The organism is Mucilaginibacter sp. GW821-FHT07G05 (genome assembly GCF_059418565.1).
This window is the reverse complement of the sequence record NZ_JBWKQC010000020.1, coordinates 1-9,826: the sequence shown is the minus strand read 5'-3', so window position 1 is coordinate 9,826 and position 9,826 is coordinate 1. Positions and strand designations below refer to the sequence as shown.

Annotated in this window: 7 protein-coding genes and 4 tRNA genes; 6 read left to right on the top strand and 5 right to left on the bottom strand. The window is 44.3% G+C overall.

The window, feature by feature from the left end; genetic code table 11:
* Nucleotides 1–169: 169 nt before the first annotated feature.
* The 5 genes from AC07NA_RS26150 to AC07NA_RS26130 form a co-directional block, all read right to left on the bottom strand.
* Nucleotides 170–243: transfer RNA gene (locus AC07NA_RS26150), tRNA-Cys, on the bottom strand.
* 130 nt (nucleotides 244–373) lie between these two features.
* Nucleotides 374–444 (bottom strand) — tRNA-Gln (locus tag AC07NA_RS26145).
* A gap of 7 nt (nucleotides 445–451) precedes the next feature.
* Nucleotides 452–527, bottom strand: a tRNA-Ile gene (locus AC07NA_RS26140).
* Nucleotides 528–538: 11 nt separating this feature from the next.
* Nucleotides 539–612: transfer RNA gene (locus tag AC07NA_RS26135), tRNA-Pro, on the bottom strand.
* Nucleotides 613–1,261: 649 nt separating this feature from the next.
* Nucleotides 1,262–2,269, bottom strand: coding sequence for a LacI family DNA-binding transcriptional regulator (locus tag AC07NA_RS26130; protein WP_494901015.1), 1,008 nt, complete (start codon nucleotides 2,267–2,269; stop codon nucleotides 1,262–1,264).
* Between the two features lie 276 nt (nucleotides 2,270–2,545).
* On the opposite strand from AC07NA_RS26130, the gene uxaC reads away from it, so the two are divergent.
* The 6 genes from uxaC (at nucleotide 2,546) to AC07NA_RS26100 (ending at nucleotide 9,795) form a co-directional block, all read left to right on the top strand.
* Complete coding sequence (gene uxaC, locus AC07NA_RS26125; protein ID WP_494901013.1) at nucleotides 2,546–3,946, top strand: glucuronate isomerase; 1,401 nt, start codon at nucleotides 2,546–2,548, stop codon at nucleotides 3,944–3,946.
* Between the two features lie 30 nt (nucleotides 3,947–3,976).
* Nucleotides 3,977–5,278, top strand: coding sequence for an MFS transporter (locus AC07NA_RS26120; RefSeq protein ID WP_494901011.1), 1,302 nt, complete (start codon nucleotides 3,977–3,979; stop codon nucleotides 5,276–5,278).
* A 26-nt stretch (nucleotides 5,279–5,304) separates the two neighbouring features.
* A complete protein-coding gene (locus tag AC07NA_RS26115; protein WP_494901009.1) occupies nucleotides 5,305–6,795 on the top strand; it encodes a tagaturonate reductase in 1,491 nt (496 codons plus the stop codon).
* 415 nt (nucleotides 6,796–7,210) lie between these two features.
* Complete coding sequence (locus tag AC07NA_RS26110; protein ID WP_494901007.1) at nucleotides 7,211–8,449, top strand: endo-beta-N-acetylglucosaminidase H; 1,239 nt, start codon at nucleotides 7,211–7,213, stop codon at nucleotides 8,447–8,449.
* Between the two features lie 419 nt (nucleotides 8,450–8,868).
* A complete protein-coding gene (locus AC07NA_RS26105; RefSeq protein ID WP_345212463.1) occupies nucleotides 8,869–9,453 on the top strand; it encodes a hypothetical protein in 585 nt (194 codons plus the stop codon).
* Between the two features lie 198 nt (nucleotides 9,454–9,651).
* Nucleotides 9,652–9,795, top strand: a complete 144-nt coding sequence (locus AC07NA_RS26100; RefSeq protein WP_494901006.1) for a hypothetical protein — start codon at nucleotides 9,652–9,654, stop codon at nucleotides 9,793–9,795.
* The last annotated feature ends 31 nt before the right edge of the window (nucleotides 9,796–9,826 follow it).

The following is a 9,826-nucleotide window of genomic DNA, read 5'->3' as shown; positions in this document are numbered from 1 at the left end:
GGAAAAGTATAAGAGAACAGCTTGAAAAAAATCTTTTTGATTAAAGTTTGGAATTATGGTAGACCTATAATACAAAAGTAATGGGCCCTGCGCCCAAGAGCAGACTAACGTTAATATAGCACTATCTATCCTAAGCAAATTGCCTCATACAAGGCAAATTAATTCTAAGAGGTCGGTACAAGATTCGAACTTGCGATTAATTCTTTTGCAGAGAACCCCCTTAAACCACTCGGGCAACCGACCATTTGTTAAATAGGATCATAAAATAAAGAAATTTCTTTATTTTATATAACTTGCCCTTCCCGCCATAAAGCAATTTAAGCATAAATAAGAAAGCATTGGGCAGCTGAAAAACTACTGCCTTAACTAAAGGTTTCCCTACATGGATTCGAACCACGATCTTCTGAACCAAAATCAGACGTGCTACCGTTGCACCATAGGGAAATTATATTGGTGGAAATAAAAGGACTTGAACCTTTAACCGACACCGTATAAGGGTGCTGCTCTAACCATTGAGCTATATTTCCTTTATTATCAGTAGGGTAACCCGGACTCGAACCGGGAGCCTCCACATCCCAAATGTGGTAATCTAACCAATTGATATACTACCCTGAAAATGTCCCTAAAACAAAAAATCCCCTTAGATTTATCTAAGAGGATTTGCGTATTTTATAATATTTTATTCAATACATAGCTATCCCCTCCGATAAATCGGTTGCGGTATAAAGCATTGTATTGTTGTTGTTTTCATGATGCAATGATACACAATTATTTTAACAATCAAGAAATTTCAGTAAAAAAATAATTTTTTTTTTGAGGTACGAATTAATCCCCGACTTGAAGAGCCGCTCTGTATAGTTCGCGATTGCTTCGTGCCTCGCAATGACACGTTTTTTAAAACTTCGTAAGTCTTGCCACGTTCACCCTCTCCGTCAGCAAGCAGCTTCGGGCGAAAACGGGCAGAACTGTGGAGGCCAAGAGCGAAGGCGGGCATAGTGAACTTGTTGCAAGTGGGGAGGGAATGAGCAGCGGGGCAAAAGTTCCAGCCCAAAGTTCTGCACGATTTGCAGGGTATGGCCACGTGCGGCAAAGAAGCCTATTGCTGGACTTGAGTTTTTGCTACTTTTGGGGCATAGCCAAAAGTAGTAGCCTCTGCGGCAATGAGCAGACTACCGTTAATCAGAGCACAAGCGAAACCTAAGTAGAGATTGCTTCGTACCTCGCAATGACGAGATTTATATATAAAGCAATAACAGGCTTTTTACTTCTGCCAATAAACCTCCGCTTCCAGCAGTTTCGTTTCAAACTCATATACCGGGTATTTACTTTCTATCAGCTTAATAAGCATTTCAATAGCGATTTGCCCCATTTCAAATGCCCGCTGCCTGATATAGGAGATCCGGGGCGATAGCAGATCTACCACATCCGAATTGGAAAAGCCGATAATGGCGAGTTCGTCAGCCCCTTTAATATGATTAAGCGCCCTTATACAGGCTGTGCTGATGCGGTCGCTGGCGATGAAGAGGGCATCGGGTTTATTGGTTGCCGAAAGTATACTATTCACCGCCTGTTCAACTTCCTGTTCGTCGCGGCCGCCATTGTAGCAATGCCTTAGCAGGTTTTCGTTGAAGAGGATATTGTTATCGGCTAAGGCGGCTTTGTAGCCATTTAACCTTTCGGTAGTAATAGAGAGCTGCGGGGCATTGGCCAGGTGGGCAATATTGCGGTATCCCTTTTTTATCAACGCTTCGGTAGCGTTGTAAGCCGATCTGAAATTATCGGTAGTTACCTTAAAGGTATCGATGTCGCTAAGTATCCGGTCGAAAAATACAATGGGCAGCCCTTGTTCGTGCAGCCGGGTTACGTGGGTATAATCTACCGTTTGTGCCGACATGGAGATCAGCAAGCCATCTACCGAACGGTTGGCGAGGTGCTCCATATTGATCACTTCGCGCTCGTACGAATCGTGGCTTTGGGTGATGATCACATTATAGCCACGCTCATAAGCGATAGACTCTATCCCGTTAATAGTTTGCGAAAAAAAGCTGTTGGCTACGTCAGCCACCATAATACCAATAGAATAACTCCTCCGCGACCGCAAACTTAGCGCTGCCGGGTTGTAATGGTAGTTTATTTGCCGGGCGTATTCCAAAACCTTTTGCTTTGTTTCGGTACCCACCTCGTGGCTATCACGCAACGCCCTCGAAACCGTGGAGGGCGATACATCCAGTGCACGGGCAATATCTTTTATGGTAGCAGCTTTGTACATCAATTTATAATTATACAAATAAGCGATAAAGCAGGCTTACCGCCAAATTATCAGTACATTCATTTCGGCAACGATTGCGTAAATTTTTATAGGCCAAAGCCCGTTTTAATGCTTTTTACTCGTTAATATCGCTGCGTTAATAAACCTGGTTAAACTAATATTTAATGATGCCCCGCCAATGGCATCACCATAAAAATAGACGATAACAAGTGGCCGCCCTTTGTTTAATAAGCGCGATGAGGTAAATTGAACGGCGCATAAACCCGCATGAAAAACATGAAGAAATTTTTGGACGAACACTTTTTACTCGAAACAGATACGGCAAAGCTGCTCTACCATGATTATGCAAAGCATTTGCCCATAATTGATTACCATTGCCACCTGCCGCCCGATGAAATTGCCAACAACGTTAACTACGAAAACATCACCCGTGTTTGGCTCAACGGCGACCATTACAAGTGGCGGGCCATGCGTGCCAATGGTGTAAATGAGGCTTACATTACCGGTGCTAAAACCGATGCCGAAAAGTTTACACAATGGGCAGCTACTGTGCCTTATACCCTGCGCAACCCGCTTTACCATTGGACACACCTCGAACTGCAACGCTACTTCAATATCCACGATATACTATCGCCGGATACGGCCACGCAGGTATATAATACCTGTACCGATCTGTTGCAAACGCCCGAATACAGCACCCGCGGCCTCATCAGTAAAATGAATGTGGAAGTGATATGCACTACGGATGATCCGTTGGATAATTTGGCGTATCATCAGCAGTTAAAAAGCGAAGGTTTGGCCCTGAAGGTATTGCCAGCCTTTCGCCCGGATAAAGCGATGGCTGCCGAAAATACCGAAGCGTTGAATGCCTATATCGATAAACTGGAAGCCGTCGCGGATATTACTATCGGTACTTACAACGATTACCTCACAGCGCTTAAAGGCAGGCACGGTTACTTTGCGGCCAATGGCTGTTCGGTGTCTGATCATGGACTGGAGCAAATTTACTCGGCTGATTATGAGGGTAGCGAGATAAGCGCCATCTTCAATAAAATACGAGGCAATGAAACCTTATCGGCAACGGATGTGCTGAAGTTTAAATCGGCCATGTTGTTTGAGTTTGCCCTTTGGGATCATGAAAAAGGTTGGGTACAGCAATACCACATCGGCGCATTACGCAACAACAATACCCGCGCTTTCAGCAATTTAGGGCCCGATACCGGTTGGGATTCCATTGGCGATTTTAGCCAGGCCGCAGCCTTATCGAAATTCCTGAACCGTTTGGATACCGAAGACAGGCTCGCCAAAACCATTATTTACAACCTTAACCCTGCCGATAACGAAGTGATAGCCGCCATGACAGGCAATTTTAACGATGGCTCGGTAGCGGGTAAGGTACAGTTCGGTTCGGCCTGGTGGTTTTTAGATCAAAAGGATGGGATGACGCGTCAGCTCAACGCCCTCTCTAACATGGGGCTGCTAAGCCGCATGGTAGGTATGCTGACAGATTCGCGCAGTTTTCTGTCGTTCCCGAGGCATGAGTATTTCAGGCGTTTGCTTTGCAACCTTTTCGGTAACGATATTGAGAACGGCGAATTGCCTAACGATACTCCATGGGTAGGCAAAATAATACAGGATATCAGCTATAACAACGCGGTAAACTACTTCAAATTTTAAGTTTACAGCTATGCAAACGAGGGCCAAAATATGAACAAAGCATCGGGTAGTTACAGGTGGACCATTTGCGCCCTCATGTTTGCGGCCACTACCATTAATTATATGGACAGGCAGGTGATCGCCCTGCTGAAACCTTACCTCACTACCGACCTACACTGGGATTCGGGCGATTATGCCAACATTGAGATCGCCTTTAAAATAACCTATGCCATAGGTATGATAGGCGCGGGCCGGGTAATTGATAAATTGGGTACCAAATTAGGGTACGGCATTTTTGCCGGGTTATGGAGTTTGGCGGCAGTGTTGCACGCTTTTGTAAGCAGTACGCTTGGCTTTAGCTTCGCGCGGGCATTTTTAGGTATTACCGAAGCGGGCAACTTTCCGGCAGCCATAAAAACTACGGCCGAATGGTTTCCGAAAAAAGAGCGGGCATTGGCTACGGGGATCTTTAATTCGGGCTCAAACGTGGGGGCTATTATTGCGCCGCTAAGCGTACCCTTTATTGCCGAAAAATATAGCTGGCAAACCGCGTTTCTGCTAACAGGTGCTATCGGTTTTGTGTGGCTCATATTTTGGTTCATGATCTATCAGCCACCATCCCAACATAAAAAATTATCGGCAGGCGAGTTTGATTACATCCATAGCGATAAAGACGAAGCTGCCGAGAGCGCCAATGATGGTCCGCCGTTTACCTGGCGGCAATTGCTCAAATACAAGCAAACCTGGGCCTTTGTAGCAGGCAAGTTCCTTACCGACCCGATATGGTGGTTTTACCTGTTTTGGCTGCCCGATTTTTTGAATAAGCAATATGGCCTTACTTCGGTACAGGTAGCATTCCCGATAGCGCTGGTTTACATTATGTCGAGCGTGGGGAGTGTTGGCGGGGGGTGGTTGCCTTTTTACCTCATCCGCAAGGAGCGATCGGTATTTTGGGCACGCAAAACATCTATGCTGATATATGCCTTGCTGGTATTGCCTATTGTTTTCGCGCAGTATTTAGGGGCTATCAATATGTGGCTGGCCATTATTACGGTGGGTTTCGCCGCCGCCGCGCACCAGGCCTGGAGCGCCAATATTTTTACTACGGTGTCAGATATGTTCCCGAAAAGGGCAGTGGCAACCGTTACCGGCATTGGCGGTATGGCTGGTGGCATCGGCGGCATCTTGCTCTCGCTGCTGGTGCAAAAACGCATGTTTGTGTACTACGAAAAACTGAACCAGTTGCCAAAGGCATATTTCATCATGTTTTTAATATGCGGACTGGCCTACATCAGCGCTTGGGCAATCATGTTCAGCCTCATCAAATCGAAAAAAGAAATTACTGCCCCTTAATGGTGGTTTAAGAAGATATTATTAAAATGAATACCCTGTCAAAAACAACCTTGTCCGTTATCGATCCTCAAATACCGGTTGAGCAAATATTTAACCTGCCCGAGCGTGTTTTACAGTTTGGCACAGGTGTACTGCTCCGCGGACTGCCCGCTTATTACATAGATAAGGCTAACCGTGCAGGCATTTTTAACGGGCGTATTGTGGTGGTAAAATCAACCGCTGCCGGTTCAACAGATGATTTTGATAAGCAGGATAACCTGTATACCCTGCACATTAAGGGCATTGAAAACGGCAAAGCTGTAAATAAAAGTGTTATCTGTTCGGCAATCAGCAGGGTACTTACCGCACAGCAACAATGGGCAGATCTACTCGATGTGGCTGCTTCGCCCGATTTGCAACTCGTCATTTCAAACACTACCGAAGTAGGGATTCAGTTGCTTAAGGAGGATGTGTTAAGTGATGTGCCTGCCTCGTTCCCCGGCAAGTTGCTGGCGGTGTTGCATCACCGGTATCAAATTTTAGGTGGAAAGGAAAGCTCAGGTTTGATCATCATCCCAACGGAACTGATTGTTGACAACGGCAAAATATTAAAGGATATAGTAATTGAGCTGGCGCGGTATAATAAGCTGGATAATGCCTTTATACAATGGCTGCAAACGGCTAACCGTTTCTGCAATTCGCTGGTGGATAGAATAGTTCCGGGCAAGCCGGATGTCGCTTTACAGGAGGCACTAACACAAGAACAAGGCTATATCGATCACCTCAATATTATTGCCGAACCTTACAGTCTGTGGGCTATTGAGGGCGATATCGAATTGGAAGAGGCCTTATCTTTCCAGCTTGTTGATGAGGGTGTTATCATTACCCCGGATATTGAACTGTACCGCGAACTAAAACTGCGATTGCTGAACGGTACCCATACCCTGTGCTGCGCTATAGCGATACTATCTGGCTTTAAAACAGTAAGCGAAGCCATGCAGAACGATGCCTTTGCGCATTACATCACCAACTTAGTGTTTACTGAAATTATCCCTGCCATTCCATACCCCATCAGCCGGGAACAGGCGGAGACTTTCGCCAATAAAGTGCTCGATAGGTTTCGTAACCCTTACCTTAACCATCAATGGCAAAGCATTGCCATGCAATATTCCTTAAAACTAAAGGCGCGTGTAGTGCCCCTGCTTTTAAATTATTACAAAACCAATAAAGCCGTGCCCTCCAATATGACGTTGGGTTTTGCCGCTTTTATACGCTTTGTAAATGCCGTAAAAACCGACGATAATACTTACATCAGTACAATAAATGGTACGGACTATGCTATTGCCGACGCTAATGCGGAGACGCTGCATGCTGCCTGGTCTGCGAGAGAGGACACCCTTACCGTAGTTGAACGGATATTGAGCAACGAAGTATTGTGGGGAACTGATCTTACCGCTGTTGAAGGCTTTGCTGTTGAAGTTGCCCGTAATGTAGAGCGCATTCAGAACGGTGATATACTAACCTCGTCGGCCAAATAATTGTGCACTTCGTGATTCTTGCTTTGTGTGCTTTGTGGTAAAAATAAACCACAAAGGGCACTAAGTTTTAACACGAAGATCACTAAGGGATTTTCCATCTAAAAAAAATATTTTTAGAAAGTTTCTATTTCTTTTCCTGCTTAATTCTAAAGCTGCCATTCGCCTAAAAATAGCGTTTAGAGTATGTATTTGCTATAAACGAAAATTTTAACTGGTACGTATTTGTTGTTTTGATCGTGGTATAGCCCGCTTGGAAGTCGTTCCACCCAAAACAAAAAACGATTTAGTTGCGTTCAAGTACCTGTAAACCAAATTGTAACCTCTTTAGCCTATTTGCCTATGAATAAATAGAACGGTATGCCTATGCCCGTTAATTTATCAATCCAACCAATCAAAAAACCAACATTTAACTTACATGAGAACAATTTTTAATTTAAAACATGCTGCCATAACCATGGGAAGCGCAGCCATGCTATTCGTTTCTGCCTGTAAAAAAGAGGCCGTACCAAACCCGGCCGAAACCGCAGGTACACCCAAATCAACCACTTTACGTGCCGATGCTATTGGCGCCAGCGGCCCGAAAGGGGTTTGCTATGTGGAGGTTAACAATGCCGATATTCGCAACGTTGGGTATTACAAGCTCACCACCGGCCAGCAGCTTTTTGATATCGCTATCATATTTGCCGCTAATATTAACTACAACACCTCTACCCAAACTGCCGAACTGTATTTTAATACCAACGTTAACAATGTTTTGGCCAACCGGAATACCTACGTGCAACCGCTGCAAAGCCGGGGCATAAAGGTGCTGTTATCTATATTGGGTAATCACCAGGGCGCGGGCATCTGTAATTTCCCGAGCCAGGCAGCGGCGCAGGCCTTTGCCCAGCAACTGGCCAACGCGGTTAACACTTACGGCCTCGATGGTATCGATTTTGACGATGAATATGCCGATTATGGTAATAACGGTACCGGTCAGCCAAATTCAAGTTCTTTTGTTTACCTGGTAACCGCGCTTCGCAGTTTGCTGCCTAATAAGATCATCTCTTTTTATAATTATGGCCCGGCATCATCAAGGTTATCATTTAACGGGGTAACGGTAGGCTCAAAGATCAATTACAGCTGGAACGCTATTTACGGCACGTATTCGGTACCAAATGTGCCTGGCTTATCGGCTGCTAATTTAGGTCCGGCGGCTATTGATATACAGGCTACCAGCAGCTCAACCGCGGCATCATTGGCTACACAAACGGTTAATAATAATTACGGCATCTACTTGTATTATAACCTGCCAAATTCTGATGTGCATACTTACTTGTCGAGCGTATCGGCTCAATTATATGGCAGCGGTAAAAACACGGTGTATGATACCAGCACGGCTATTACGGGTGTAACCTTTTTTGCCGATGTAAATTATGCAGGTGCCGGAATGGGGGCTTTGCCGAAGGGTAATTATACTTTATCGCAATTACAGGCCTACGGCTTTGTGAACGACTGGGCATCATCTGTAAAAATACCAACCGGGTGGACGGTAACCATGTATGCCGACGATAATTTTACCGGTACATCGTGGACGCTTACCTCAAGCAATTCCAACTTTGTGGGCTTATCGCCAAACGCCAATGACTTGGTATCGTCGGTAAAAATTCAATAATTATTTAAACGGGTATAGGCTGCCTTGTTGCAATGCCCCGGGAAATATTTTCCGGGGCATTGCTTGTTTATGGGTTCTGTTTTGGCAATGAGTTTATGGTTTAGTAGCTTCATTATCAGTTTATTTGTTTTGCTTTTTCTATTCGGAAAAACGGTTTAGTAGTGTTTAAACGCAAATTATTTAAGGAAAAATTGGTTCTACGTGCCGAAGTTTTGGGATTGATGCGCTTCCCGCGGCACTATACCTTTGACATATCAAATCAAAAGGATTGAAACACACAATGGACAACAAAGAACATTATTCTACACTAAAAGGCAAGTTGCTGCAACTCTATCAGCAGGTATACGAAATCTGCTATATCATCTACAGCAAATAATAAACAATGATCAAAATTTCTACAACATATAAATTATACTAAAATGAAAAGTTCAATTAAATTAAGTGTAGTAACACTTGCATTATTAACCATAGCAACTTTAACTACTAAAGCACAGGATACTACTCCATCATCAAAATCAACTACTACAGGTTCAGGCATCCGCTTAAGCGTAGGCCCGGAAGTAGGCGTACCGGTTGGTAGTTTCCACGATGCGTACAACTGGAACCTGGGCGGATCTATCCAGGCTGATTTTCCTATCGTGAGCGAGAAATTATACGTAACCGTTAACGCAGGTTATAACAACTTCTTCGCTAAAGATAACGGTGGCGTTACCGCTTCAGATTTACAATTGATACCTGTTAAAGCCGGTTTAAAATACTACCCGGTAAGTAACTTTTATGTACAAGGCGAAGCAGGCGCGGCTTTCCTTACCAATAAAGATAAAGTAGGCGCCGATAAATCAGCCAGCTTTGTATACGCGCCGCAAGTAGGTTATGTATTTAAATTAAGCAGCAACAACTACATTGATGCCGGTGTACGCTTTGAAAGCAATACCAAATTTACTGATAACGGCAGCAGCAGCAACTTCTTTGGCTTGCGTGTTGCTTACGCCTTCGGCTTATAATCAATCTTTTATTTAGTGTGTTAGAATAGTGATTTGAGGTTGACGATTGCCTGTCTCCATAATGGGGGCAGGCTTTTTTGCTGTATATGACTTTTGCCTGATGATCCTGACAATTCACAAACTTTAATATGAGATTTCGCTAACTTTTATTTTAAGCAGGATGCCTTTTTTTGCACACGTCAACCAAGCAATTATACAATGGCATCACCTGCAAATATATTAGATACTACCACCACCGGTTTACAAGCACACCTTTCTGACAGCGATATCGCCTTAAGGCACGATGCCTTTACCCAGCCTTTGGTCTTATTAATATCTTTTAAGGCTAATTACTATTGTTGAAATGGGGGATCCAAGGGGGTGTTAAAAACTA

Coding starts and splice junctions, on each gene's coding strand:
- AC07NA_RS26130 (WP_494901015.1), bottom strand. CDS start 2,269: ATGTACAAAGCTGCTACCATAAAAGATATTGCCCGTGCACTGGATGTA.
- uxaC (WP_494901013.1), top strand. CDS start 2,546: ATGAAGAAATTTTTGGACGAACACTTTTTACTCGAAACAGATACGGCA.
- AC07NA_RS26120 (WP_494901011.1), top strand. CDS start 3,977: ATGAACAAAGCATCGGGTAGTTACAGGTGGACCATTTGCGCCCTCATG.
- AC07NA_RS26115 (WP_494901009.1), top strand. CDS start 5,305: ATGAATACCCTGTCAAAAACAACCTTGTCCGTTATCGATCCTCAAATA.
- AC07NA_RS26110 (WP_494901007.1), top strand. CDS start 7,211: ATGAGAACAATTTTTAATTTAAAACATGCTGCCATAACCATGGGAAGC.
- AC07NA_RS26105 (WP_345212463.1), top strand. CDS start 8,869: ATGAAAAGTTCAATTAAATTAAGTGTAGTAACACTTGCATTATTAACC.
- AC07NA_RS26100 (WP_494901006.1), top strand. CDS start 9,652: ATGGCATCACCTGCAAATATATTAGATACTACCACCACCGGTTTACAA.